The 26,837-nt window shown below is 50.1% G+C and carries 25 protein-coding genes; 17 read left to right on the forward strand and 8 right to left on the reverse strand.

Annotated features, from left to right (window positions below; translation table 11 throughout):
• Nucleotides 1-92 precede the first annotated feature (92 nt).
• The 10 genes from L2713_RS05300 to L2713_RS05345 all read left to right on the forward strand — a co-directional run bounded on the left by L2713_RS05300 (nucleotide 93) and on the right by L2713_RS05345 (nucleotide 10,607).
• Nucleotides 93-1,055, forward strand: a complete 963-nt coding sequence (locus L2713_RS05300; protein ID WP_248967193.1) for an alpha/beta fold hydrolase — start codon at nucleotides 93-95, stop codon at nucleotides 1,053-1,055.
• Nucleotides 1,055-2,866, forward strand: a complete 1,812-nt coding sequence (gene oleC, locus L2713_RS05305) for an olefin beta-lactone synthetase (protein ID WP_248967194.1) — start codon at nucleotides 1,055-1,057, stop codon at nucleotides 2,864-2,866. Before L2713_RS05300 ends, oleC begins: the two co-directional genes overlap by 1 nt.
• Nucleotides 2,867-3,008: 142 nt before the next feature.
• Entirely contained in the window at nucleotides 3,009-4,136 is a 1,128-nt protein-coding gene (gene oleD / locus L2713_RS05310; protein ID WP_248967195.1) for a 2-alkyl-3-oxoalkanoate reductase, read from the forward strand.
• A 71-nt stretch (nucleotides 4,137-4,207) separates the two neighbouring features.
• Complete coding sequence (locus L2713_RS05315; protein ID WP_109285294.1) at nucleotides 4,208-4,447, forward strand: DUF3624 domain-containing protein; 240 nt, start codon at nucleotides 4,208-4,210, stop codon at nucleotides 4,445-4,447.
• A gap of 461 nt (nucleotides 4,448-4,908) precedes the next feature.
• Nucleotides 4,909-5,886, forward strand: a complete 978-nt coding sequence (locus tag L2713_RS05320; protein ID WP_248967196.1) for a TerC family protein — start codon at nucleotides 4,909-4,911, stop codon at nucleotides 5,884-5,886.
• Between the two features lie 443 nt (nucleotides 5,887-6,329).
• On the forward strand, nucleotides 6,330-6,635 hold the full coding sequence (locus tag L2713_RS05325; RefSeq protein WP_088210709.1) for a hypothetical protein: 306 nt from the start codon (nucleotides 6,330-6,332) through the stop codon (nucleotides 6,633-6,635).
• Between the two features lie 272 nt (nucleotides 6,636-6,907).
• A complete protein-coding gene (locus L2713_RS05330; protein ID WP_248967197.1) occupies nucleotides 6,908-8,629 on the forward strand; it encodes a phospho-sugar mutase in 1,722 nt (573 codons plus the stop codon).
• Between the two features lie 153 nt (nucleotides 8,630-8,782).
• Complete coding sequence (locus L2713_RS05335) at nucleotides 8,783-9,166, forward strand: VOC family protein (protein WP_248967198.1); 384 nt, start codon at nucleotides 8,783-8,785, stop codon at nucleotides 9,164-9,166.
• Between the two features lie 182 nt (nucleotides 9,167-9,348).
• A complete protein-coding gene (locus L2713_RS05340) occupies nucleotides 9,349-9,798 on the forward strand; it encodes a GyrI-like domain-containing protein (RefSeq protein WP_248967199.1) in 450 nt (149 codons plus the stop codon).
• 110 nt (nucleotides 9,799-9,908) lie between these two features.
• The gene (locus L2713_RS05345; RefSeq protein WP_248967200.1) at nucleotides 9,909-10,607 is read left to right on the forward strand and encodes a helix-turn-helix transcriptional regulator; all 699 of its coding nucleotides are present in this window, start codon (nucleotides 9,909-9,911) and stop codon (nucleotides 10,605-10,607) included.
• 44 nt (nucleotides 10,608-10,651) lie between these two features.
• On the opposite strand, the gene L2713_RS05350 is transcribed toward L2713_RS05345, so the two are convergent.
• Entirely contained in the window at nucleotides 10,652-13,507 is a 2,856-nt protein-coding gene (locus L2713_RS05350) for a TonB-dependent receptor (protein WP_248967201.1), read from the reverse strand.
• 334 nt (nucleotides 13,508-13,841) lie between these two features.
• On the opposite strand from L2713_RS05350, the gene agaR reads away from it, so the two are divergent.
• The 7 genes from agaR (at nucleotide 13,842) to L2713_RS05385 (ending at nucleotide 22,056) form a co-directional block, all read left to right on the forward strand.
• Nucleotides 13,842-14,627 carry a transcriptional repressor AgaR gene (agaR, locus tag L2713_RS05355; protein ID WP_011623288.1) on the forward strand — a complete coding sequence of 262 codons (786 nt, stop codon included), beginning with the start codon at nucleotides 13,842-13,844 and terminating at the stop codon, nucleotides 14,625-14,627.
• Between the two features lie 12 nt (nucleotides 14,628-14,639).
• Entirely contained in the window at nucleotides 14,640-16,010 is a 1,371-nt protein-coding gene (locus tag L2713_RS05360; protein WP_086902528.1) for a Gfo/Idh/MocA family protein, read from the forward strand.
• 5 nt (nucleotides 16,011-16,015) lie between these two features.
• Nucleotides 16,016-17,302, forward strand: coding sequence for a class II D-tagatose-bisphosphate aldolase, non-catalytic subunit (locus L2713_RS05365; RefSeq protein ID WP_248967202.1), 1,287 nt, complete (start codon nucleotides 16,016-16,018; stop codon nucleotides 17,300-17,302).
• A 7-nt stretch (nucleotides 17,303-17,309) separates the two neighbouring features.
• The gene (gene agaS / locus L2713_RS05370; protein ID WP_248967203.1) at nucleotides 17,310-18,470 is read left to right on the forward strand and encodes a D-galactosamine-6-phosphate deaminase AgaS; all 1,161 of its coding nucleotides are present in this window, start codon (nucleotides 17,310-17,312) and stop codon (nucleotides 18,468-18,470) included.
• Nucleotides 18,471-18,490: 20 nt separating this feature from the next.
• Complete coding sequence (agaK, locus tag L2713_RS05375) at nucleotides 18,491-19,417, forward strand: N-acetylgalactosamine kinase AgaK (protein WP_248967204.1); 927 nt, start codon at nucleotides 18,491-18,493, stop codon at nucleotides 19,415-19,417.
• Nucleotides 19,407-20,591: an N-acetylglucosamine-6-phosphate deacetylase gene (gene nagA, locus L2713_RS05380; protein ID WP_248967205.1), complete on the forward strand. Its 1,185-nt coding sequence runs from the start codon at nucleotides 19,407-19,409 to the stop codon at nucleotides 20,589-20,591. Before agaK ends, nagA begins: the two co-directional genes overlap by 11 nt.
• A 106-nt stretch (nucleotides 20,592-20,697) precedes the next feature.
• Nucleotides 20,698-22,056 carry a sugar MFS transporter gene (locus L2713_RS05385; RefSeq protein WP_248967206.1) on the forward strand — a complete coding sequence of 453 codons (1,359 nt, stop codon included), beginning with the start codon at nucleotides 20,698-20,700 and terminating at the stop codon, nucleotides 22,054-22,056.
• Here L2713_RS05385 and L2713_RS05390 read toward each other — a convergent pair.
• The 7 genes from L2713_RS05390 to L2713_RS05420 all read right to left on the reverse strand — a co-directional run bounded on the left by L2713_RS05390 (nucleotide 22,046) and on the right by L2713_RS05420 (nucleotide 26,352).
• Nucleotides 22,046-22,348 (reverse strand): AzlD domain-containing protein, encoded by a 303-nt coding sequence (locus tag L2713_RS05390; protein WP_011623281.1) that lies wholly within the window; start codon nucleotides 22,346-22,348, stop codon nucleotides 22,046-22,048. The two genes, L2713_RS05385 and L2713_RS05390, sit on opposite strands and share 11 nt — an antisense overlap.
• Nucleotides 22,345-23,040 (reverse strand): AzlC family ABC transporter permease, encoded by a 696-nt coding sequence (locus tag L2713_RS05395; protein WP_248967221.1) that lies wholly within the window; start codon nucleotides 23,038-23,040, stop codon nucleotides 22,345-22,347. Before L2713_RS05395 ends, L2713_RS05390 begins: the two co-directional genes overlap by 4 nt.
• Before the next feature lie 138 nt (nucleotides 23,041-23,178).
• On the reverse strand, nucleotides 23,179-24,015 hold the full coding sequence (locus L2713_RS05400) for an AraC family transcriptional regulator (RefSeq protein ID WP_248967207.1): 837 nt from the start codon (nucleotides 24,013-24,015) through the stop codon (nucleotides 23,179-23,181).
• Between the two features lie 170 nt (nucleotides 24,016-24,185).
• Nucleotides 24,186-24,860, reverse strand: coding sequence for a Vat family streptogramin A O-acetyltransferase (locus tag L2713_RS05405; protein WP_248967208.1), 675 nt, complete (start codon nucleotides 24,858-24,860; stop codon nucleotides 24,186-24,188).
• A gap of 50 nt (nucleotides 24,861-24,910) precedes the next feature.
• Nucleotides 24,911-25,285 (reverse strand): hypothetical protein, encoded by a 375-nt coding sequence (locus tag L2713_RS05410; RefSeq protein ID WP_248967209.1) that lies wholly within the window; start codon nucleotides 25,283-25,285, stop codon nucleotides 24,911-24,913.
• 111 nt (nucleotides 25,286-25,396) lie between these two features.
• Nucleotides 25,397-25,852, reverse strand: a complete 456-nt coding sequence (locus L2713_RS05415; protein WP_011626624.1) for a nuclear transport factor 2-like protein — start codon at nucleotides 25,850-25,852, stop codon at nucleotides 25,397-25,399.
• Nucleotides 25,853-25,887: 35 nt separating this feature from the next.
• Nucleotides 25,888-26,352: a hypothetical protein gene (locus L2713_RS05420; protein WP_248967210.1), complete on the reverse strand. Its 465-nt coding sequence runs from the start codon at nucleotides 26,350-26,352 to the stop codon at nucleotides 25,888-25,890.
• Between the last annotated feature and the right edge of the window lie 485 nt (nucleotides 26,353-26,837).

The following is a 26,837-nucleotide window of genomic DNA, read 5'->3' on the forward strand; positions in this document are numbered from 1 at the left end:
CTTATTGGTTTAGCGATGAGCAGAGGTAAAGGCGAATTTACCTGCACAGGCTACCAATACAAAAACAATTAGAACAAAAGATAGGAAGCGTCATGTTAGACACTCTGTTGCCGTTTAAACGTCATTTTCTTAGCCGTAATGGCAACAAGCTGCATTACATCAATGAAGGCCAAGGTGAGCCTGTCGTCATGGTGCACGGTAATCCAAGTTGGAGTTTTTATTACCGTAATCTCGTGAGTGCCCTTAAGGATACTCACCAGTGTATCGTGCCCGATCATATTGGTTGTGGTCTGTCGGATAAGCCGGATGACAGCGGTTACGATTACACCTTAAAGAATCGCATTGACGATTTAGAGGCGCTGCTCGATAGCCTAAAGGTAAACGAAAACATTACCTTAGTCGTCCACGACTGGGGCGGCATGATTGGCATGGGCTACGCGGCGCGTTACCCTGAGCGAATTAAACGTCTGGTGATTTTAAATACTGGCGCCTTCCATTTACCCGAGACTAAGCCTTTACCGCTGGCGCTGTGGATCTGCCGCAATACGCTGCTCGGCACTGTGTTAGTGCGTGGTTTTAATGCCTTTTCATCGATTGCCTCCTATGTCGGGGTAAAGCGTCAGCCGATGTCCAAGTACATCCGCGAGGCCTATGTCGCGCCGTTTAACTCATGGGCAAATCGGATTTCGACCCTGCGCTTTGTGCAGGATATTCCGCTAAAACCGGGTGACAGAAACTATCAACTGGTGTCGGATATTGCCGCTAGTCTGCCAAAGTTTGCCAAGGTGCCGACACTGATTTGCTGGGGTTTACAGGACTTTGTGTTCGATAAGCACTTTTTAGCCAAATGGCGCGAACATATGCCCCATGCCGAGGTGCATGAATTTGCCGATTGTGGTCACTATATCCTCGAAGATGCGAGCGACGAGGTGATTACCCATATCAAACACTTTATGGCTGAGGCACAAACGCCAGAGCCTGAAGTGCAGCCCGTTGAAATCGTGCCAGTTAAAGAGCCTGAGGCAGAAACTCAAGCGCCACAGGCCGCACATTAATGGTTAGGGTGGAGGATGCGCAGCTCGGCCGTGGGACATCTAGCGTCGAGCAAGCAAGCGATGCCAATATCTGTCGGCATTTAAAGCAGGCCGCCCATCACATTCCCCATCATCTCGCGGTTGCGGTGCAACAGGGCAAGGGCAAATCCCTTGCCAATCTGACTTACCAAGAACTCGACTTTATTAGCCTAGATAAACAAAGCGATGCCATCGCCTTCGCGCTCAATGCCCATGGGCTGACGCGGGGGATGAAGGCTGTGCTGATGGTCACCCCGAGTCTGGATTTTTTTGCGTTAACTTTTGCCTTATTTAAGGCGGGGATTATTCCCGTGTTGGTTGACCCGGGCATGGGGATTAAAAACCTTAAGCAATGTTTTATTGAAGCCGCGCCCGATGCCTTTATCGGAATCCCTAAAGCCCATATCGCCAGACGCTTATTAGGCTGGGGTAAGGGCAGTGTGCAGCATCTTATCAATGTGGATGGCAATCCCAGCGGGCTTGCTGGCATGCTATCGCGCTTATTCACAGGCGCGCCAAGTTTAGCGTCGATTCTCTTATTAACAGCTAAGTCGTCTACAGCTAAATTGCCAGAACAGGCTGAGTATCCGATGGAGCTGCTTAGGCATGATGAGATGGCGGCGATTCTCTTTACCAGTGGCAGCACGGGGACGCCAAAAGGCGTTGTCTATAGCCACGGCATGTTTGAGGCGCAAATTCAGGCGCTAAAGCAAGATTATGGCATTGCACATGGTGAGCGTGATTTGGCGACATTCCCGCTATTCTCCCTCTTTGGTCCAGCGCTCGGTATGGCATCGATAGTGCCTGAGATGGATGCCAGCAAACCGATTACGGCCAATCCTGAATTTTTATTTGCCGCCATTGAGAAATACCAATGCAGCAATATTTTTGTTAATCCGGCCTTGCTTGAGCGTTTAGGCCGCGCTGGTGAGCAAACCGAATCGAAAAAGCAGCACAAACTCAGCAGTGTGAAACGCGTGATTTCCGCTGGGGCGCCCGCGACCATTGCCTCGATTGCCCGTTTTAGCAAAATGCTCAGTGATGGCGTACCTGTACTCAATTCCTACGGCGCCACCGAATCCTTACCCATCAGCATGATCGCCAGTGACGAGCTATTTACCACGACTCAAACCACGGACAATGGCGGTGGGATTTGTGTCGGCCGTGCCATCGATGGCGTGAGTATCGAGATTATCGCCATCAACGAGGATGACATCCCTGAGTGGGATGATGGCCTGCGTCTTAACACGGGGGAAATTGGCGAAATAGTGGTAACAGGCCCTATGGTGAGCCAGTCCTATTATCGCCGCGAAAAGGCAACGACGGCGGCGAAAATCTGGGACCGCGAGCAGCAAACCTTCAGGCATCGCATGGGCGACCTTGGCTATCTGGACGACAGCGGCCGGTTGTGGATGTGTGGCCGCAAAGCCCATAGAGTGGATGCCACCCAAGGCGGGCGGTGTATTAAACGTTACTATTCCATTCCGAGTGAGCGTATTTTTAATACCCATCGGAATGTGAAGCGCTCGGCGTTAGTTGGGATCAAAGTGAAGGGGCAAGGTGGCGTGAGTGAGATTGAACCACTCATCTGTATAGAGCTTGACCAATCCTTGGTGTGCAATAAGAGCGCGCAGCTGTATCAAGAGTTGATGGCGATTGCCGAGCAATATAGCCAAACTCAGGGGATTAGACGTTTTCTCATTCATCCCGATTTCCCCGTGGATGTGCGCCACAATGCCAAAATATTTAGAGAAAAATTAGCCGTTTGGGCGCAATCGCAAACCAAAGGCTGATTTCAATTTAGCTCATTTTTAACTTAAATAGGGTCGAACTTTCGACCGTTTGTTCGTGGCACGTTTTGCCGCGAGTGGTGCTTTGTTGCACTTAATCACTGAATTGAATACTAAGATGACACTCACTGTCACGGAATGCGATATGACTAACAATCCTGCTGTTCTTCAAGCCGATGCGACACAAACTGGCCGTGGCGATAACCTCGCTCAAGCAGGCTTTGATCCGCGTGAGCAAGCCGCGCTTCATGCCTTGGCGGCTAAGGTCAACCATGCCTTTGTGACTGGCGCGGGTGGATTTTTGGGTAAGGCCATTTGCCTACGTTTGGTCGCGGCTGGGATTAAAGTGACAGGCTTTGCCCGTGGCCATTATCCTGAGCTTGAAGCCATTGGCGTGACTATGATTCAGGGGGATTTAGCCAATCCTGAGCAAGTCAAACAGGCGATGCAGGGCTGCGATATCGTGTTCCATGTGGCCTCAAAAGCGGGTGTTTGGGGCGACAGAGACAGTTATTTTTGCCCCAATGTGAAGGGCGCCGCTAATGTAATTGCCGCTTGTAAAGCGCTTAAAATCAGTAAATTAGTTTATACCAGCACCCCTAGCGTGACCTTTGCGGGCGAGGATGAGTCGGGTATCGATGAATCGACGCCCTACGCCAGCCGTTTTTTAAATTATTATGCTCATTCCAAGGCGATTGCCGAGAAGATGATGCTCGATGCCAATCAAGCATCGATAACCGCATCGGCGTATGCCTTAAAGACCGTCGCCCTGCGGCCGCATTTGATTTGGGGGCCCAATGATCCGCACCTGGTGCCTCGGGTGCTTGCCCGCGGTCGTTTAGGTAAGCTCAAGCTGGTGGGGCGCGAGGATAAACTGGTCGATACCATTTATATCGATAACGCCGCCTATGCCCATATTCTGGCGGCCGTGGAGCTTTGCCAAGTCTCGCCTAAGTGCCAAGGGAAAGCCTATTTTGTTAGTAACGATGAGCCTGTGACTATGGCCAAGATGCTGAACCTGATCTTAGCCTGTGATGGGCTGCCGCCAGTGACCGCGCGCGTGCCACAGACCCTAGCCTATGTGGTGGGCGCTGTGTTAGAAACGGCGTATCGACTGCTGAATAAGCAAGAAGAGCCGATCATGACGCGCTTTGTCGCTAAACAGCTTTCCTGTAGCCATTATTTCGATATCAGTGCGGCAAAACGGGACTTTGGCTATCATGCCTTAGTGTCGATAGAAGAGGGTATGAAGCGACTTAAGGCATCGCTCTAGTGCTTATTTAGCACAGGGCTGACTGGGTGATATCCTATGGCGTCACGGTAACCTAATGGATTAAAGCGTTAATGGCCTGCGACGATTGTAATACTTCGATTTTTCGGCAAAAGATTGGCCGCTGCAAACGCTGCATGTGGCAGTTGACGCTGCTGTCGCTTATCGGTTGGCCTTTGTGGTGGTATCTCTACAGTGACGCTCCTCGAGAGGTCAACTCCATCGCCTTACTGTTTTTCTGCTTAGCCTTTAGTGGCCTGTTGTTACTGCATCTTGTGGTATTAGTCGCGCGCCGTCTGCTCGGGCGTGAGTAGTTTTTCACTTCCCATCGAATCTCCTTTTTATCCTTTGTGGTGAGTGGTCACACTCGCCATTTACGCTATTTCAAACGGCCATGCTTGCCCGCGAACTTTTTCATTTTCGCTTAATGCTCAAGTGTTACACAGTGCGCTGAAACAGCTCACTTTTTATCGTCTTAGCGAAAAATACTGTCGATTGGTGCTGAGGCGTGATGAGTGATGAGCTCACGCGATTATTTTACTCTGTGATCCCGTGAGGACTAGGCTTAAATCTAATCGGAGTACAACAAATGCTTTGGTGATAGGGTCTAGTGTGACGAGTTGTTTTGGCTGATGAGTATGGATTTAAACAAATTTTAATCTGACATTTTAAGGTTTTTACCCTGTTTCACTGTTTTTGGTATCGCCAAGTACTAAGATCGAATATGGCGATGAGGCCGAGAAAACTCGGTATTTTTTAGGTTTTAGGGAGTGTTATGGAGTTTTTAACCACGCTATTTGTGGGTTACCCAATATGGGTTTGGTTAATGTTTTTTGGCTTTGTGCTGGCATTGTTAGCCTTCGACTTAGGTGTGCTACACAAAGAGCAGCACGAAATTACCGTGGCAGAGAGCCTTAAATTATCGGCCTTTTATATCTGTATGGGTCTGTTGTTCGGCGCTTGGTTATGGTGGTACAAGGGCTCGACTGCGGGGATGGAATATCTCACGGGTTACCTTATCGAAAAGTCCTTATCTATGGATAACGTCTTCGTTATCGCGCTTATTTTCAGCAGCTTAGGTATTCCCCGTTTATATCAACACCGAGTGTTATTTTGGGGGATCATGGGCGTTATCGTGCTACGTGCCATTATGATTGGCTTAGGCGCGGCGCTGGTTGCGCAATACCAAGGCGTGTTGGTGTTATTCGGCCTGTTCTTGATTTTCACCGGTATTAAGATGCTCTTTTCCGATGATGAGCATGGTGATATCCAAGATAATAAGTTTTACAAGTGGTTACGCTCCAAAATGCGTTTTACGCCAAGCCTTCATCAAGAGAGGTTTTGGGTAAGGGGTGAGGAGCATCAACTTAGCAAAGGCTGGTGGGCAACGCCTCTGTTCTTAGCGTTGATCTTAGTCGAAACCGCGGATCTAGTGTTTGCGGTGGACAGTATCCCGGCGATTTTTGCGATTACCCAAGATCCCTTTATCGTCTATACCTCTAATATCTTTGCTATTTTAGGTCTGCGGGCATTGTATTTCGCCCTCGCGGCCATGGTGCATCGTTTCGAGTACCTCAAGTATGCGCTATCGGTGGTGTTAGTGTTTATCGGTGTAAAAGTCGGACTGGTATACTTTAATCATGAAGGCATTGTGGACTTGAAGATCCCAACGGCCTTATCCCTTGGCGTCACCTTCGGCCTCTTGCTGGCGGGGGTATTATTCTCCCTGTGGAAGACGCGCGAGCAGAAGTAAGTTAATGTTTTTCTATCTAAAACTGGCGCCATAGTGCGCCAGTTTTTATTCGGTCATCCCAAAGAATGGTTGTGAATTGCCTAGTTTATCGGCCGATGAAATAATTTCTATTTGCGGTTTTTAGGTTTGGTAAAAGTGCGCAAACTGTTCTATTTTTCGTATAGACAGACGTTTGGCTCGGGCTTTCTTTCTACCTGAGTAATCGTTCGCCTAACAGCGCACTGAGCCAAATATAAAGAGTCTGTTTTCATCAATTTTGCATTAATAACAATAAATTATTAGCACCATCAACTTTGTGGCTTAGCTCATTATCTGCCGGAATGGGGCGACAGTTTGGCTCATTCTGAGATATTGACCATTACGCCACGCCATCATTACAAATAATCGAACAAATGACAGCGAGCCAGGCCGTTAATGCCGAGGATCGTACGAGGAGAAAGATCATGTCTATGGTGAGTGCGAAGGAATTTGCTCATTGGCTAAAGAAACGCTTCGAGGGTGTCGAAAAGGGCGTGAGTTTAACTCGAGAAGATATTAATCAGCTGACCGGACGCCAAAATTTTTCATTGGTGTTTGTGCATGATATTCACTACGAGTTGATGCGTTATGGCATTGCCTTTGTGACAGACACGGGTCGCGATACTTATTATCTTGTGCGGGTTTTCGATAAACCTTGGCGCAATCAATTGGAGCAGGACTCTGAAAAGGAGCTGTTCTCTAACGTAGTATCGATTAATTTACTGCGTTAAGACGGCAATTCGTGGCATTTATCAGTGCAATTTTGCTTGAGGTGGTGAGTGCTTTCGACGCACCACAGCGCGTTGCTGCACAAGTTCGGCCGCCCCTGTTACATAAGGATTAACAGGGTCAATAAATCGCATCTTTGCGTGACTTCCCGTCTACTAAGTTCGTTACACTCACCCTCTTTACACTTAAATCCGCCGTGAAAAGTGCAAATTCGCTTGTTCTTCGGCATGGATTTTCCTAAGGTGATTGAAAATGATTTTCACTGAGGCCCCCTATGAATACCCATTTGCAATTACAGGTTAAGCATTGGCTCGAAAATGACCCAGATCCCCGCACTCAGGCACAACTGCAAGCCTTAATCGACGCCGGAAATGACACCGAACTCGAGGCACGTTTTGCGGGACGTTTAGAATTTGGAACCGCCGGATTACGCGGTGTAGTGGGCGCAGGTCCTATGGGCATGAATCGCTTGGTTATCCGCCAAACGTCTGCAGGGCTTGGTGCCTATCTACTTGAACAAATTAAAGATGCCGCCGAGCGCGGGGTCGTAATTGGTTACGATGGCCGTCACGATTCACGCACTTTCGCCCATGATACCGCCAGTGTGCTCACCGCGATGGGCATTAAAGTGCGCCTCACCGCCAAAGTGGCGCCAACGCCGCTCGTGGCCTTTGGCGTTAAGCATTTTAATGCCGCCGCCGGTATTGTGGTGACCGCCAGCCATAACCCGCCACAATACAACGGCTACAAAGTGTATTGGGAAAACGGCGCGCAGATTATCCCGCCCCATGACTCAGGTATCGCCGCTCAAATTGAGCTGGCGGCAACCCAAGCAATTCCGTTTATGGATCAGGTGGAGGCGACCAAACAGGGCAAACTTATCTGGTTGCAGGACGATTATTACGAAACCTATCGCCGCGGCGTGATGCACGCCAATGTGCTGCAAAATAACACCGCGCCTGAAAAAGTCAGTCTTGCCTATACCGCGATGCACGGAGTGGGCGCAGAAATGGCTGAAACCGTGCTCAAAGACGCAGGTTTTACCCAAGTGTATTCGGTGGCGGCGCAGCGCGAACCCGATGGGGATTTCCCAACGGTTAATTTCCCGAATCCGGAAGAAAAGGGTGCGATGGACTTAGTCATCGCCGAAGCGAAAAAGCATGGTGCTATGCTAGCTTGTGCCAATGACCCCGATGCCGACAGATTCGCTGTTGCAGTACGTAAGGATGATGGCGAGTATCAAATGCTAACGGGCGACCAAGTGGGCGTGCTCTTTGGCCATTATCTGTTAAACCATGCGAGTAAGGAGCAACGTCTGGTGGGCACGACTATTGTGTCCTCCAGTCTGTTATCTAAAATCGCTAAAGGCTTTGGGGTTGAAAGTTATACCACGCTCACCGGTTTTAAATGGCTGATGAATGTGGGGATTGCGCAGAGTCAGCCTGATAATCAATTCCTGTTTGCCTACGAAGAGGCGCTGGGTTACACCGTCGGTAACATGGTGTGGGATAAGGACGGCCTGTCGGCCCTAGTCGCCTTCGCCCAATTAACCGCCGAGCTTGCCGCCAAAGGGCAAAGCATTTGGAATAGACTCGAGCAGATATACCGCGAGCAGGGGTTCCATCTCAATGCTCAAGTTAGCATTGCCTTAAAACCCGATACGCCCAATATCGGCGCCTATCTGCGTGAACATCCGCCGCTGGCAATTGGTGAACATGCCGTGGTGTCGACCGATGATCTCAAGGCGTTAGAGCGCCGCTTTGCCGATGGCAAGGTTGAGAAAATCAATCTGCCCGCCAGTGATGTATTAACTTACCGCTTAGCCAATGGCGCGCGGGTGATAGTACGGCCATCGGGCACTGAGCCAAAAATCAAGTGCTATTACGAGGTGGTCGAGCCTATGACGGCGCAAGACACCTTAGCCAGCGCCCAAGCTCGGGCAACTCAGGCGATGGAGGCGTTTATTTCAGCCCATCAGGCGAGCCTACCTAAATAAGCGCTTTTAGCGCACTCAATAAAATCAGCTTCACTCAAAGGCTACTGACATGATGTTGTCAGTAGCCTTGTTTTATTCTTGTTGTCGTCCGCTGGTGAATCACATTTATAACATGATGAATCATCGGCATTTTTCAACAAGGAGAAAGTGAAAATGTTATCAATTGCACCGTTAGTCTGGGGTGAAATTCCTGTCAGTGATATAGATCGTGCCATCGCTTTTTATCAACAACATTTCGGCGTTGAATTTAAACGTGACGATATGGAAGACATGCAATACGCGACGCTGGTAACAGAGGAGGAGGGCGCCGCCAGTATTGGCCTCGTTAAATGCAGCATGAGCAAACCGTCGATGGAAGGTAGCACTGTATACCTGCATTTCAGCGCGCAATTGCAACCTTTAGTGGATAAACTCGTGGCCGCTAATGTGACTATGCTATTGCCTGTGACGCCTATCAAAGACGGCGGTTGTGGCTACATCGCCCTGTTCGTGGATAGCGAAGGCAATAAGGTCGGCCTCTGGTCGAAAAATCAGTAATGTAAACCCTGCAGAGTCGTGCCTTGGCACGGCTCTCGGTACTGGTGTTTAGTACTGATGTTTACGCCGATCTTTAATTCGAGTGGATACAGTCAGTTCTGCGGATAAGAGCGATATGCAGTAACGTCTCGCGATAGCCTTAAACAAGCAACAGCAAATTTCAGTGATGAAGGTAAAGGATAATGGAACAGGTTTTTATGGCGGCTCAACCTATGCTTGGGCTGAGTACGCGCACCAACAATAGCACCGAAATGGCGGGTGAGGGCGGCAAGATTGCAGCGCTTTGGCAGACATTCTTTGAATCATCACAACTCACGGCGATGCTCGACTCTCCCATGTATGGGGTTTACTACGACTATGAATCGGATATGACGGGAGACTATTCGGTTTTAGTGGGGAAAAGCGTTGAGTCTGTCAGCGAGACAGGCCCTTTTACGGCATTACAGCTACGAGAAGGAAACTACCTTAAGTTCAGTGCACAAGGGGAAATGCCCCACTGTGTGGTTGATCTTTGGGGACAGATTTGGCGCTACTTTAGTACACCTGATTGTCCGCATCAGCGTGATTATCAAACGGACTTTGAGGTCTACCGAAGCGCCGATAAGGTCGAGATTTATATCGGGATCGTGTAGGCCGAATCCATAACGCTTTGCCAATACAGTATCGCTTGGGCGGGTAAGCTTTAGCGGTTAAGATCCCTAAACTTTCGCTGCAAAGCCAATTTGAGGTGTGATTACTGTCCATGCGCCGTGCCGACCGCCTATTCCAAATAGTGCAAATTCTTAAACATCGACGCTTAACGACCGCCCAAGAGCTGGCGGATCGTTTAGAAGTCTCGACCCGCACCGTGTACCGCGATGTGCAGGATTTATGTTTGAGCGGCATTCCCATTGAAGGGGAGGCGGGCGTGGGTTATCTATTGCGTCACGAAGTGAATGTGCCGCCACTGATGTTTAACGAGGCCGAATTAGAGGCGATTCAAGTCGGCATGCGAATGGTGCAAACATGGGGCGGCAAAGAGCTTGGCAGTGCGGCGCGTCAGGCGATGATAAAAGTGGAAGCCGTGCTACCTAAGCGCTTGCAAGCCTATCAATCCTTGATGTTTTCGCCGGATTTTTATTTAGATTCCAACGAGTTTCAGTTTCTGGATCCGCTGCGTAATGCGGCCCAGCGCCGTGAGTACGTCAAACTCTTCTATCAAGATGTGAATAAAGCCCTGACCGAGCGCGAAGTGCGGCCGCTCGCCATCTATTTTTGGCGCGGCACTTGGACCTTGCTGACCTGGTGTGAATTACGCCAAGATTTTCGCAACTTTCGGGTCGATCGTATCACCGGATTATTAAGGCTTAACCGCCATTTTGAACCGACGACGGGGCAGGAATTAGAGGATTATATTTGCTTGATGGACGCCCAGGTGCGCGAGCGTGAAGCCGAAAAATAAAGCCACTCATAGAGTGGCTTTATTGTGATTACCTTATGAATTTTTTAGAAACTGCCGCGGATCCCGAGGGCGATTTGGGTGCCAAAACGTTCTAGGTAATTCACTTGGTCCTCATACTTCACATAACCCGAATAGCGGTTATTGGTCAGGTTAGAAGCCTCGGCGAAAATCGACACATTTTCGAAAATATCATAACTCGCGCTAGCATCGAGCTGGCCGTAGTCTTGGATCCAAGCTGGACCACCCCAAGCTTCGGGATCGACCAGGAACTTACTGCGCCAGTTATAGGCAACCCTGGCCTGCAGACCGTATTGCTCATAGTAAAGGACGGCGTTGTAAGAGTTTTTCGACATGCCCTTAAAGGGTAAGCCTTTCGCATCGATTTCGGGATCATCATAGCTGCTGTCTACATAGGTGTAGTTCAGCTGGAATCCTAGACCATTAAAGGGCTCTGGCAGGTATTCGTCGAGGGATTGCTGCCATGCGGCTTCCACCCCTTGCACTTTGGCACCGTACTTACCCGAAACGGGTTGAGTGACATAATATTCTGTCCCCTCAACCATTTGAGGCCCTTTGTCGTCGGTGATAAAGGATTCAATGTCTTTGATAAAGATGGCACCGCTCAGTGAGCTACTCTCGTGGAAATACCATTCGAGGGAGATATCCCCTTGGCGCGCCTTTTCGGGGGCGACGCTTGGGTTACCGCGTGTCAGTGTCGGTAAGCCATTCTCACGGGTCGTGAAACTCGGTGCAGCCCAGACACGCAGCGCATAGAGTGACGGACGGCTTAACACTTCAGCGGCGGAGACACGTAGCAGCAAATCATCCTGCAGATTGAGCTTAAAGTTCATGCTCGGTAACACATTGGTATAGCTATCGTCGTAACTGGTTTGTACAACGTTTTTCCAATCATTGTTGGTGGGTTGGCCGGCACTGTCTAACTCAACCTTAGCCAAATCGTAGGCATAACCGTCGGAGGTGACTTTGGTCTGGCTCGCTCTGAGGCCTAAGTTCAACATATACGGCAGATCGAAAATTTCCTCTTCGATATTCACCTGCACATAGGCGGAGGTCACTGCTTCGGTGACTTCATAGCTGCCAGCCTTATTGAGGCTAGCGACAATGCTCTTATCCGCCGCTTCTTGGTTAATGCTGCGGTAGTATTCAAGCAGTTTGTCGTAGTCGAAGCTTGGCCAAGGCTCTGGGGAGATGCTGTTTTCACCATCGAGGAAGTTATCGAAGTTGGCGGGCACAAATACGCTCGAAGGAATTTGGAACAGTTCAAATTCGCCTTGGGTAAAGACAGTGCTGTTATCGAAGGTATAACCGTCGCGGGTCAGGTAATAACCACCACGGCTGAATTGGCTGGAGTTAGCGGAGGCAAATTCGGTCTGCTTCTTCACTTGCTTGACATAATTGACGCCAAAATCGACCTTGCTGATGATGCCTTCATCGGGAATGTACTGGCTGATAAGTTTGATGTCAGTAATTTTATCGTCCACATCGACGCCACTGTTACGGCTATAGTGGGCGCCGTATTTTTGATCGGCGCTCAGACCTGGGCTGATCACCACATCGGGCAGCATATTGCCACGGGTGTAATCGATGTCGATGCCATCGACAAAGCCACGGGCAACCACGAAGCGGTTATCGCCATTATTGGCATTTTGCGCGGCGGAGTAGGCGACATCGGCGGTAATCGACCAGTTGGGCATAACATACCAGTCGGCCTTAAGACCCATTTGGTAGGTATCGGTTTTTCTTGGGGTACTGAGGTTGAGCAATTCAACCATAGTGTTGTCACCCGTTTGGTTCATGCTCACCACTCGGCCCTGATCGTCAAATATGGCGTCGGTAAATAGCGGTGTGCCCGGCGTCCATTCTTCGTCGTAGTTCACGAAGCCGATTTGGTATTTATGGCCATCGGTGTTGTAGCGTGAATAGAGACCGTCGAAGTTAATGTCGAGATTATCCAGTGGGCGCCATTGCAGAGCGAGCGTGCCACCTACGCGTTCACGCACGTCTTGGGCGTTCGCAAAATACATATAGCTTGGGATCTTAGAGGCATAAATCTCACCTGGGTCGATCATGCCGTTATTATTGGTATCGACCGGCACCCCTGCGCTGTCGACGCCCCAGCCTTCATCTTCATCGAAAAAGCCTTCGGCCGAATAGGTGTCTGCCCGCAGGGTCTTACGGGAATATACCGCCGAGACCAGCGCACCAAAACTATCGTCATCCGTCTTATCACCGATGATCAGCGAGGCATGGGGATGAATATCCTCGGTACGGGACTCGTAAATCCCCTTGGCGGAGGCTTGAATGGTACGGCCTTCTAAATCCAGCGGTTTACGGGTTTGGATATCGACGATAGCGCCAATGCCACCTTCGGTCAGTCTGGCTTCGGGAGACTTATACACCGCCAGCACGTTTACCAGCTCCGAGGCGATGGTGTCGAAGTTAAAGTCTCTGCCCGCATTTTCTGAGGCCAATTTACGGCCATTGAGGGTGGTGACGTTATAACCATCGCCAAGGCCGCGAACCAGAATATTTTGCCCTTCGCCGCCGTTACGGGTAATGGTCACCCCTGGAATGCGCTGTAGCGCCTCGGCTAAGTTTTCATCTGGAAATTTACCAATGTCATCGGCGACCACAAGGTCGACCACGCTCACGGCATTCTGCTTTAGGAACATCCCTTCCTTAATACTGTTTCTGATCCCTGTGACCTGAATGCGTTCGACTTCGGCATCCTGGGCTTGCGCAGTGTCCTTCGCTTGAACTTGCTCTTTCGTTTCGGTTTGTTGCTCTGCTGGTATTTCATTGGCAGCGCTGTGAGTTGCTGTCAGAGCCGCAGCGATGGCTAGGGCAATCGCGGCAGGCTTGGTGGTTAAGAGTTTCATAGTATCCCCGCATGAGTGTGATGCACGGTCGTTGCCGTGTCTTTTAATACAATTTCGAAAGAGAAAGAAACTGCGCAAACCTTTCGAAGTCTTATTTATAGCGTTAAATTCTGTAATCGATCAATAAAAAAATGTAAAAATACTTTCAAAAAGTTTCACATTCATGCATGATGAAAATCAACTTATGGTAAAAACTTGAGCTAAAACTTCGTAAGTTATTGTTAATTTAGTTATTTGTTTTTGCGATAGTGAAAAGTGGTTTCGAAAGTGTTTGAAAGTTGTTCTTGGCGTGTTACCTTTCAATCGATAGTTAATCGAAAGAATGGAGAAGCTTGTGAGTACTTTGAACACGATAGAAAGGCAGCAGGAAATTGTGCGAATGACACAGTTACAGGGAAAGGTCTCTGTTGCCGAACTCGCAGAACACTTTGGGGTATCTGAAGTCACGATCCGCAGCGATTTAGCCATGTTGGATCAAAAGCAGTTACTGGTGCGCTCCCGAGGCGGCGCTATGGTCAACAGCGAGTTGATCCGGGAGTTATCACTGAAGGAGAAAGGCAGTTGCCATTCGGCCTTAAAGCAAGAGTTAGGTAAGGCCGCGGCGGCCTTGGTGCAAAACGGCGATCGCTTATTGCTCGACTCGGGGACGACCACCCAACAGGTGGCGGCGAACCTGATGGAGCATAAGGACCTGATCGTGATGACCAATGGCCTGAATATCGCCACCGAATTGGCTAAGGCTGACGAAGTGGAGGTGATGTTAACCGGCGGACTGTTACGTAAAAAATCCCTGTCGTTCTACGGCAATATCGCCGAGAACAGCCTGCGGGATTACAACTTTAACAAGTTGATTTTAGGGGTGGATGGTTTCGATTTGCGGGTGGGATTAACCACTCACTTTGAAAAAGAGGCCAGCCTCAACCGAATGATGTGTGAGATAGCGAGTGAAATTATCGTTGTGACTGACTCATCAAAGTTTGATCAACAAGCATTCCACGTTATTTGCAGCAGTCGCCGTATTACGCGCCTAGTGACAGATACCGGGATCCCAGAGCGCTATGTTGATGAATTAACTAAACAAGGTGTGCAATTACACCTCATTGAGAAAGCTAATTTATAACGGGGAATTACTATGTCGGGTTTTGATCGTCGTTCGTTTTTAAAGGCTTCTATGGTAACCGCTGCGGCAACGGCCCTTGCGGCCTGTGCCAGCAGTGAACGTGCTACAGGCACAACACCTAAGGCTGCGGGTAAATCTGTGATGGGGCTTGTCGTGCCCAAGATGGATGAGGTTAGAGTGGGGTTAATCGGGGTGGGTGAGCGCGGCATTGGGTTTGTGCATCATTTCAGCCGTATCGAAGGCGCCCGCATTACCGCCATCTGTGATACCGATACCTTAGTGCTGGCCCGAGCTGAAAAAGCCATTAACGAATATGGACGTGATAAACCTGCCTATTTTAGTAAGGGCGACCATGCGTACCGCGATCTGTTAAACCGTGATGATGTGGATATCGTCGTGATTGCCACACCATGGGCCTGGCATCACCCCATGGCGAAAGAAGCCATGTTAGCGGGCAAGCACGCCTTCGTCGAAGTCCCGATGGCGGGCACGATTGAAGAGCTGTGGGATCTGGTGGATACCGCCGAACTGACCCAGCGTAACTGTATGATGATGGAAAACGTCTGTTACGGCCGTGATGAGTTGATGGTGCTCAACATGGTGCGCCAAGGCCTGTTTGGTGAACTGCTCCACGGTGAAGCAGCCTACATCCACGAACTGCGCTGGCAGATGAAGGAAATCGACCGTAAAACAGGCTCTTGGCGTACGGCTTACCATGCTAAATACAACGGTAACCTCTATCCCACCCATGGTTTAGGCCCTGTTGCCCAGTATATGAATATCAACCGCGGCGACCGTTTAGACTATTTAACCTCTGTGAGCTCTCCTTCCTTAGGCCGCGCCGCCTATGCCAAACGTGAGTTCCCAGCGGATCATCAGCGTAACCAACTCAAGTACATTTGTGGCGACATGAACACCAGTCTGATTAAGACGGTAAAAGGTCGCAGCATCATGGTGCAGCATGACACGACCACGCCACGTCCTTATAGCCGCCATAACCTGATCCAAGGGACAAATGGCGTGTTTGCCGGCTTCCCTAATCGTATCGCGCTGGAAAACGGTGGCTCTGGCAGTTATCACGAGTGGGATGAAAACATGGATTCATGGTACGCCAAATATGACCACCCTCTGTGGACCCGTATGGGCAAAGAGGCGGAGGAGAATGGCGGCCACGGTGGCATGGACTTCTTGATGTGCTGGCGGATGATTTACTGCCTACGCAATGGCGAGGCACTGGATCAGGATGTGTACGACGGCGCGGCATGGTCAGCGGTATTCCCCTTGTCTGTGGCCTCAGTCGGTGACCGTGGTAACTCCAAGGACTTCCCAGACTTTACCCGTGGTGTCTGGCAAACCGCGAAACCCCTCGGCATTGTGGGGTAAGCGCTATGTCAGTGATTCAAACTATCATTGACGCCAATAAAGCAGGTCAGCAGGCGGGCATTTTTGCCGTCTGCTCGGCCCAGCCCTTGGTGTTACAGGCGGCGCTATTGCAGGCAAAGGCGAATGGCACGCCCTTACTTATCGAGGCGACCGCCAACCAAGTGAATCAGTTTGGCGGTTATACCGGGATGAAACCACAGGATTTCATTGACTTCGTCACTCAAATGGCCATTGAACTTGGCCTTGAACCTTCGCAGTTACTCTTTGGCGGCGACCACTTAGGCCCCGTCGTTTGGTGCCGGCAAGCCGCTGAAGAGGCGATGCAATTGGCCGAAGACCTTATCGCCGAATATGTGAAGGCGGGATTTACCAAAATCCACCTCGACACCAGTATGGCTTGTGGCGGTGATGTGCTTCCCTTAGCGGATGAACTTATCGCGGCGCGTGCGGCGCGGCTCTGTGCGGTGGCCGAAGCCCACCGAGCGCCCGAGCAAGCGCTCTGTTATGTGATAGGCACCGAAGTGCCCGCGCCCGGCGGTGTGAGTGAGATGGAGGCCGAACTTGCGGTCACGCCCGTCAGCGCGATTGAACATACCTTAAATTGCCACCGCGATGCCTTTGCTGCGGCAGGACTGGGTGAGGAGGTATGGCAAAAGGTGATTGCGGTTGTCGTTCAGCCTGGGGTGGAGTTTGATAACAGCCAAGTGCATTTGTTTGAACCCGAGGCGACCCATGCCCAAAGTGAGTTCATTCGCGGTTATCCCAGATTAGTGTTTGAGGCGCATTCGACCGATTATCAGCTCAGCGTGGGGTATCAATCCTTAGTGCAGCAGCATTTCGCGATTTTGAAAGTGGGCCCACAGCTTACCTTTGCTCTGCGAGAAGCCTTGTTTGCCCTGTCCCACATCGAAAATGTGCTGTGCCAGCCCGAGCAATGCTCGGATTTACGCCAAAGCTGTTTTGAGTTGATGCGAGATAACCCTAGGTATTGGCAAGGGTTTTATGCCGACAACGAGGCATTGAAGTGGCAACTGGGCTTTAGCTTTAGTGACCGAGTGCGTTACTACTGGCCGAGTCTGCAAAACAAGGTCGAGCAGCTATTGAGCAACTTAGCCCAGAGCATTCCTCTGCCGCTGATCAGCCAGTATTTACCGAACCAATATACGGCGGTCTTGGCGGGGGAACTTAAGCCCACGGCCCGTGAACTCGTGCTGCATAAAATTACCGAAGTATTGGCCGATTACGCCAATGCCTGCCAGCTTCCTGTGATGCAATCACCTTTAAAGGGATGATATTTTGATGTTAACCAGTCCTCTTTCTCCATTCGAACATGAAGATAGCAACCTGTTATTGAGTGCAGAGCAATTAACCCAATATGGCGCCTTTTGGACGGCGAAGGAAATCAGCCAGCAGCCGAAAATGTGGCGAAAAGTGAGCGAGCAGCACAGTGATAATCGCACTATTGCGGCTTGGTTAACGCCGATTCTGGCAAAGCCGCAATTAAGGATTATCCTCACTGGGGCTGGGACGTCGGCCTATATAGGTGATGTGCTCGCGGCCCATATTCAGCAGCATTTACCTTTAGCAACCCAACAAGTGGAAGCCATCAGCACCACGGATATCGTGAGTCACCCAGAGCTGTATCTGCGGGGTAATATTCCCACACTGCTGATTTCCTACGGCCGCTCGGGAAACAGCCCCGAGAGTATGGCGGCGGTCGAACTGGCGGAGCAATTGGTCGATGATTGTTACCATCTGGCGATCACCTGTAATGGTCAGGGAAAGCTCGCCAACTATTGCGCCGACAAATCCCATTGTTACTTGTATAAGTTGCCCGATGAAACCCACGACGTGAGTTTTGCCATGACCAGCAGCTTTACCTGTATGTACTTGGCAACCTTGTTGATTTTTGCGCCAAACCCTCAGGCGCTAGCGCAGTGCATTGAGATGGCCGAGCACATCTTAACTGAGCGCTTAGCTGAAATCCGTCTGCAATCGGAGCAGCCCAGCAAGCGGGTCGTGTTCCTCGGTGGCGGACCACTTAAGGCCATCGCCCAAGAGGCGGCGCTTAAGTACCTTGAACTCACCGCAGGGCAAGTGGTGAGTGCCTATGAGAGTCCGCTCGGGTTTCGCCATGGGCCAAAATCTTTAGTCGATAGTCATACGCAAGTGCTAGTGATGGTGTCGTCGGATCCCTATACTCGCCAATATGATAACGATTTAATTCAAGAGCTTAAGCGAGATAATCAAGCCTTATCAGTATTGACGCTCTCCGAAGAACTGTTAACTGGCTGCAGTGGGCTTAACGAAGTCTGGTTGGGATTACCCTTTATTTTGTGGTGTCAAATCCTAGCCATCTATAAAGCGATTCAACTTAAAGTATCGCCGGATAATCCTTGTCCTACGGGGCAAGTCAATCGAGTTGTGCAGGGTGTCAATGTATATCCCTTTGTAAAATAAATATAAATAAGGGCAAGGGCATGTATTACGGTTTAGATATAGGTGGAACAAAGATTGAGTTAGCGATTTTTGATACTCAATTAGCGCTACAGGACAAGTGGCGTTTAAGTACTCCTAGGCAGGATTACAGTGCCTTTATGGCAACGCTTGCCGAGCAAATCGAAAAGGCGGATCGGCAATGTGGTGAGCGCGGTACTGTTGGGATTGCGCTCCCCGGGGTGGTGAAAGCCGACGGGACTGTAATTTCGAGTAATGTGCCTTGCCTTAATCAACGCCGTGTTGCCCATGATCTTGCTAAGTTGCTCAATCGAACCGTGGCTATCGGTAATGATTGCCGCTGTTTTGCCCTCTCAGAAGCGGTACTTGGGGTGGGCAGGGGACACTCCCGCGTTTTGGGGATGATTCTCGGCACAGGCACTGGCGGTGGTTTATGTATTGATGGCAAATTGTATCTCGGTGCAAATCGACTCGCCGGAGAGTTTGGCCATCAAGGCGTGAGCGCCAATGTTGCCCGTCGACATCAACTGCCACTCTATGCCTGTGGCTGTGGGCTTGAGGGCTGCGCCGAGACCTATGTGTCAGGCACTGGACTTGGCAGACTCTACCAAGATATCGCGGGGCAAACGGCCGATACCTTTGCATGGCTGAGTGCACTGCGGTGCAATGACCCGCTCGCCATCAAAACCTTTGAGACTTATATGGATATTCTCGGAAGCTTAATGGCTTCATTGGTGCTGGCGATGGACCCGGATATTATCGTGTTGGGCGGCGGATTATCCGAGGTGGAAGAAATTCTCGCCGCCTTACCCCAAGCAACCAAGGCGCATCTTTTTGATGGCGTGACTTTGCCGCAATTTAAATTGGCCGACTTTGGTTCGGCCAGTGGCGTGCGCGGCGCGGCCTTGCTCGGCCACGGGCTTGATGCGGGGATAAGCTATGAAGCCTAATACGGATTTTAAGCTGATTGCCGACGGCGCTAAGGTGCTAACTCAAGGCAAACTCACTGAACACTGCACGATTGAGGTGTCTGATGGCATTATTTACGGCCTTAAAACCTCAATATCGGCAGACTGTACAGCGGATAAACCACATTACCGATTGACCTCTGGCACGCTGGTGGCGGGATTTATCGACACTCAAGTCAATGGTGGCGGAGGCGTGATGTTCAATCATGCACCGACGCTGGAAACCTTAAGGTTGATGATGCAGGCCCATCGCCAGTTTGGCACCACGGCCATGTTACCTACGGTGATCACCGATGATATTGAGGTGATGCAGGCGGCGGCCGATGCGGTGGCTGAAGCTATGGTTTGCCAAGTTCCTGGGATTATCGGTATCCACTTTGAAGGCCCGCATTTGTCGGTCGCAAAGCGCGGTTGTCACCCTCCCGCACATTTACGCAGCATCACTGAGCGCGAGTGGCAGCTTTACTTAAGGCAAGATCTCGGTGTTAGGCTGATCACCCTAGCGCCAGAATCAGTCACACCAGAACAAATCAAACGCCTCGTTGCCTCCGGCGCCATTGTCAGCCTTGGACATTCGAATGCCGACGGCGACACAGTCCTTAAGGCCATTGAGGCTGGCGCATCGGGTTTTACCCACCTCTACAACGGCATGTCGGCACTGACTTCCCGCGAACCGGGGATGGTAGGCGCGGCATTGGCCAGTGAAAACACCTACTGCGGGATTATTCTCGATGGTCAACATGTGCATCCCATCTCGGCGCTGGCGGCGTGGCGAGCAAAGGGAACTGAGCACCTGATGTTGGTCACCGATGCCATGTCGCCCTTAGGGAGCGAGCAAACGGAATTTCAATTCTTCGATGGCAAAGTGGTTCGTGATGGAATGACGCTGAGGGATCAGCATGGCTCCTTAGCGGGTTCAGTGCTGGATATGGCGAGCGCGGTGCGTTATGCCGCCACCGAACTCCATCTTGGCTTTAGTAACGCAGTACAGATGGCGACGCGCACGCCCGCCGACTTTATTCAGCGGCCGCAATTGGGGGATATAGCCGAAGGTAAGCAGGCTGATTGGGTCTGGCTCGATGACGAGCACAAGGTCCTAGCGGTCTGGATTGCGGGTGAGTTGCAGTATCAAGCCGAACAGGCTCGGTTTGCGTAAGTTATCGATATATTAATTAAAACAATAATTAAAGTGGCATTAATTTGGGGGATAAGTACTCAACTCATTGCCCATTCAACAAGCAAAATAACAATAAGGTGAAACGATGAAATTCACGTCCGACAGTACCCAAGCCACGGCCTCACCGCAGGGCAGTTTTATTCCTATGTTATTGATAGGAATTTTATTTTTTGTCTTTGGCTTTGTGACTTGGCTCAATGGTGCCTTGATCCCATTTTTAAAAATTGCCTGTCAGTTGAATGAGTTTGAAGCCTATTTAGTCACCTTTGTGTTTTACATTGCTTATTTTGTGATGGCGCTGCCGACCTCATCTATCCTCACGCGTCTCGGCTATAAGATGGGCATGACCTTAGGTTTGGGGATTATGGCGGCAGGCGCGGGCTTGTTTATTGTGGCGGCTTTGGTCGGCCATTTTGCGACCTTCCTCTTGGCGTTATTTGTGTTGGGCACAGGCTTAACCTTGCTGCAAACGGCCGCCAATCCTTACATTGTCTGTATTGGCCCACGGGAAAGTGCGGCAATGCGGATAAGTTTAATGGGGATAGTGAATAAGGGCGCGGGCTTTATTGTGCCAATTATCTTTACTGCCTGGATTTTAACGGGCATGGAACCTTACAGTGAAACGGCATTGGCCAGCCTGTCCGAAGCGCAGCGCGAATTGGCGTTAACGGAATTAGCCAATCGTCTAGTACAACCCTATTTAATGATGATGTTTGTACTACTGGGATTGATGGCCTTTGTGTGGTTTTCACCGCTGCCAGAGCCCGAATTAGGTGAGCGAGTCGAGCATACTCAAGCCGATTGGAAGGCTATTCTACAGTATCCGCAGGTGATCTTAGGGGCTCTAACACTCTTCTGTTATGTGGGCGCCGAAGTGATTGCTGGCGATAGCATAGGACTATTTAGTCAAGGACTCGGGGTTGCCCACTTTGGCATGATGACCTCCTACACCATGGGATTTATGGTACTTGGCTATGTGCTCGGAATCGTGCTGATCCCAAGATGGCTCAGCCAGCAAACGGCATTAGTGGGCTCGGCCATCGCGGGCTTGTTATTTACCCTCGGGGTCTTGCTCAGCGACAGTCAAAGCCAAGTTTTGTCTGAACTGTTACTCGGTTGGTTAGGCGTATTACCCGTGCCCGATCCCGTGCTTTACTTAGCCCTGCTTGGGTTGGCAAACGCCTTGGTATGGCCTGCAGTGTGGCCATTAGCCCTTGAAGGACTCGGGCGCTTAACGGCCACGGCATCGGCGCTATTGATCATGGGGATTGCGGGCGGTGCGATTCTGCCACTGCTCTATGGTTACATCGCCCATAGCCAAGGTGACAGCCAAATGGCGTATTTCCTACTGTTACCTTGCTACGGCTTAATTTTTTACTACGCCATTTGGGGCCATAAGTTAACGGCCAAAGTGGCCTCTAGCACTGCTATGGTTAATGAATAGCAAAGAAAAGTCCCATGCTCAGCACTGTGGTCAATAGGGTATTGCGCGTGACAAATGCTAATACCGTTGCGACCACAGCGCATATCAAGTAGCTGTTATCTAAGCTTAAATCGAGTTTTCCCTCCTGCACAAATACGATAGGTGCAAAGATGGCCGTGAGTACGGCGGGCGCCGAATAACTCAAAAAGGTCTGGGTATTTTTACTCAGCCTTAGCGGCAATTTTGGCTCGAGCAGTAAATGCCGACTGATAAATACCACCGCCGCCATTGAAAAAATCATTAACCAGATCATAGGGTTTCCTCAGCTTGGGTGGCTGTCGTGTCATTTTGTGGGGCTGGCTTATCTTCGCCCGTGACTTTGGCATAGAGCACGCCAGCGCTCATCCCTGAGAGGGCGGCAATTAACAGTCCCGCCTGAATATCCAGCACGGCACACACCACAGCTAAGGTGAGCGAAACCAGCACACAGACTAAGATTGATGGCTTTTTCACCGTCGGGACTACAAGGGCAATAAAGGTCGCGGCAATGGCAAAGTCGAGCCCTAATTCGCCTAAGTTATCGATAGCATTGCCCGCGATAATGCCGAGCAGGGTGGCGAGGTTCCAGCCGAGGTAAAAACTCAGGCCGCCGCCCAAGGCGTACCAAGGATCGAATTTATGCAGCTTGCCTTGGTTAGCGATGGCAAAGAGTTCATCGGTCAATAAAAAGCCCAGAGTGAGGCGCCATTTGAGTGGTAAGGGGCTGATTTGGCTGCGCATCGCCATGGCGTACAGCAAGTGACGCGAGGTGATCAGCAAGGTCGTGATTAAAATGCTCCACAGTCCAATCCCCGCCTTAACCATGCCGAGCGCGACCAATTGCGCTGCGCCCGCAAAAATAATCGCCGACATGGCCTGACTTTCTATTGGTGTCAGTCCGACCTCAATCGCGAATGAGCCCGCGAGTATCCCCCAAGGAACGACGGCAATGGTGAGTGGCAACATGGCGAGTGTGCCCTTGAAAAAGGCCTTGGTCTTACTGGGTGAATGGGTGTGGACAATATACGGCTCTGACACTCTGACTCCTCACAACGGCTGGGATAAAAAGAATATAAGGGGTTAAGGCTAACGTAAAATCAGGGCTTAAGCTTGGATAATATTGCGGCCGATCCCCTTGGCAAATTGCCCTGGGGTGAGCCCGACAGTCTTTTTAAAATGGCGGTTTAAATGGCTCTGATCATGAAAGCCGCATTCCATGGCAACATCCAGCAGCTTGATCCCTTGGCATATTTTCTGTTTTGCCAGTCTGACTCTGGCCTGAGTTTGATAGGCGTGGGGCGGCAGACCATAACAACGTTGGAATTGCCTGAGTAAATAATAGGGGCTTAATCCCGCGAGTGTGGCCAACTCTTCGAGGGAGATATCGGCCGCGGGATGATCGTCAATAAAGGATTTCACCAAAGCTAATGCGGGCTTAGCGTTTGCCCCCAAGTGTTCACTGGGATAATTACGGCCATGGCGCGCCATCAGTTGCGTCAGGCTCGAATAGACCAGACTTTCACGCAGTAGGCGATTGTCCGAGGTATCTAAGGTGCTAAAAGTGAGGCGCAGCAATTCGGCAAGCTCGGGATCCTGCACTACGGGTTGTGGAAAATAGGGTGCGCCGCGAGCTGAAGTGAACTCCTGAGTCATATTGGCAAATTGGGCGGGGACTGGATACATAGCACGATAGGACCAGCCGTCCTCGGTGGCGCTACAGCCATTATGCACTTCGTCGGCATTGACAAGAATAATGCTGTGCTTTGGCGCCACATGGTTGCCACCCGTGCGATAAAAACGCTGGGCGCCCGTTTCAATCACGCCAACCGTGTAACCTTCGTGGGTGTGGCGACTAAAATTTTGCTTATGATAGTGGGCGTTAAGTAACTCAAGGCCACCCAGTTCATTGGCAATGTGGTAGGCCGCATGTTCAGTGTTCATTCGGCCTCCTTGATCGACTGGATGAATGGGTGAGTGCGTTTATCAAGCCCAAGGCGTTTAATGCTTGTTTTGCCAGATAGTAACCCAGAACGCTTCGACACTTTTGTACAAAATTGCGCTTTGCCGTGTTTTTTGGGGAAGTTTTGGGCACCTTTCTCTGCCGTCAACGGTTAGGGCTGCGTGTGTATTTCATCGGCCAAGCGGGCTAATTGGCTAAGATCGGCGCCCACAATGGCAGGTAAATGTTCGCTGATTTTCTCAATCGGCCAATCCCACCACGCAATGGCGAGTAACTTGTCGATTACCTCGGGCTCGAATCGCAACTTAATCACAGTCGCAGGGTTACCGCCGACGATGGCATAGGGCGGCACATCCTTAGTGACCACAGCTTGGCTGGCGATAATGGCGCCGTGGCCGACGTTGACGCCGGGCATAATGGTGGCGTTATAACCTATCCACACATCATGGCCAATGCGGGTGTCGCCCTTAAAGGGTAAATCCTCGGGCTTAGGTGCCGCCTTTTCCCAACCATTGCCGAAGATATAAAAGGGATAAGTGGAAAAACCCGACACCTGATGATTGGCGCCATTCATAATGAATTTCACGTCCCGTGCAATGGCACAAAATTTACCAATAATCAGCTTATCGCCAATAAAGTCAAAGTGATAAAGCACATTTGACTCAAATCTTTCGGGCCCCGCTGGGTCATCGTAGTAGGTGTAATCGCCGACGATAATAGTGTCACGGCTAATAAAGTTCTTCAGAAACCCTACCTGAGGAAAGCCTTTTAAGGGGGATTTGTCATTCGGGTTAGGTCCCAGTTGGGATGGGGAATGCGTCGGCATGTTTGTCTCCCTGATTATTTAATGGCTAAGAGTTGGATTATCAATGAGTTTTAGGCAACGCCAGCAGCATAAATCAGTAGCAAAGACAGCGGGACGGAAACAACACCGATTAAGCGGAATTGATTGTTAAATGCTTGGGCTGACCATAGGGCAAATTTACGATTCTGACTTGGCGGTGTGCATGCCAAGCCGATTCCCACACAGAGTAAGACAATGCCTATCGCCAAAAAGATCTGTGGAAATCGGGTGTCGGCGCAATATTGGATAAAAATCACCCCCGCAATAATTCGGCTAACCACTTCAACAATATGGAAGTAGGGCCGCTCGCTAAATGCAATAATGCCATCAGCGAACGCCGCAGGCCTGATGACCATCACAAGGCTGAATAACAGCATTAATAGGCCAAAAGCCGCAATAAAATACATCGCCATTCCTTGTCATGTGAGGTGCCTTAAAGTCTTTAACCAATGGTTTAATCGATACTTTTCAATCCAATAGTAAACCAGTATCGATTTCCCCTTTTTATCGCACAAGCCTTACCAGAGCTCTTTTACAAGGGAGATTTTGCCATCGGTAAAACCAAATAAGACGAGCAGGGGCTGCTCTTGTTGCCATTGTCCATCGGGTTGAATGCTGCCGTGGGCGTATTCGACGGCGACATGGTTTTTACCCACAATGTAATTTAATACCCGCTGCTCCTTCGGCTGTTGATAGGCGCCGCGAGCAATATTGCGGATGAAGGCGCTACGCCAACTGGCTTTATCAAAATTAGCGCCATATTCGAGGTGGATATAATTCACCTTCGGATGCAGTAATCCCAGAAAATCATCGACATCTTGTTCGCTAGAACCCGATTGGCTGACCTTATCTAGAGCTTTAAAGTAGGCATGAATTTGCGGTAATTGGCACTCAGCATCACAAGTTTGGCTCGCATTTGCGGAGGAACTTAGCAGACAACAGAGGGTGAGCAACATCGATAAATAGTATTTCATCGCAACTCCTTTGCATTGGTTATTTTGTATTTGTTCTACTTTAACTTGAGTCGTAATTGTTCTATCTGCCTATCGATAGACGCAACCTGTGTATCTGCTTGCTGCGCCACAGCCGACATTTCTTGCGCTAAGCTTTGCTCCCAAGTCGCACCCGCAAGATTGTTATTGGCGTAACTTCTATCGTTTCTCAGCTCGACAATACGTTTATCCCTTTGGTCGATAATGAGTTTTCGGTCGTTTTCTAGTTTAGTGATTTCACGGCTAATGCGTTGTTTATCAATAAAATCGCTAATTTCTTGTTTTTTATCCGAGTGAGTAACAGCGTTTCCGTGGGCAATATCAGGGCCTTTAACCACGCTACCGACGCCGCTGAGATCTACGGGTTGGCTATTTTCATCACAGGGATCGGCCTGATATTTTCCGTCGGCACATTGGTATACGGCGGCATTGGCCGAAAAAGGCAGGATAAGTGTAATTAGCCATAATGATTTTCTGTCCATAGAACACCCCATTGTCGATTTTGGCTAGATTACTCTGTCGCGGTGTAAAAACCAACCGCGAGGTCGTGGGGCTTGACCCACACTCGAATTCCAATAAGCCTTTGGTATGGCAGATGGTCTGTTATCAACAATTAAGGCATGCCATGAATTTAACAATGGGTTTTTTGTTAGCTCTTGGAGTCTTGTTAAATCCTCTTAAAGGCTAAAACAACGTCGTGGGGCTTCACCCCACACCCGACCAAGGAGGACTGCTCGTCCTATCCTCCTTGGATGCTCCAAGACGCTCCTCCGGAGTTGAAAGCCCCTTGTGCTCATTGCCAAATTTGCTATCGCTTCCGAAGGATGCGTCCCTGCACCTGCGAAAGCTAGCTCGCCATATATGGACCCATCCGGTTTGCAAGACATTCGATATCAATTTTGAGAAGAGTTCATTGCACCCATATATTCGGCCTGTTATTGAGGGATTCCTCTGGCCCTGATGGATA

This window comes from Shewanella seohaensis (assembly GCF_023283775.1).
GTDB lineage: Bacteria > Pseudomonadota > Gammaproteobacteria > Enterobacterales > Shewanellaceae > Shewanella > Shewanella seohaensis.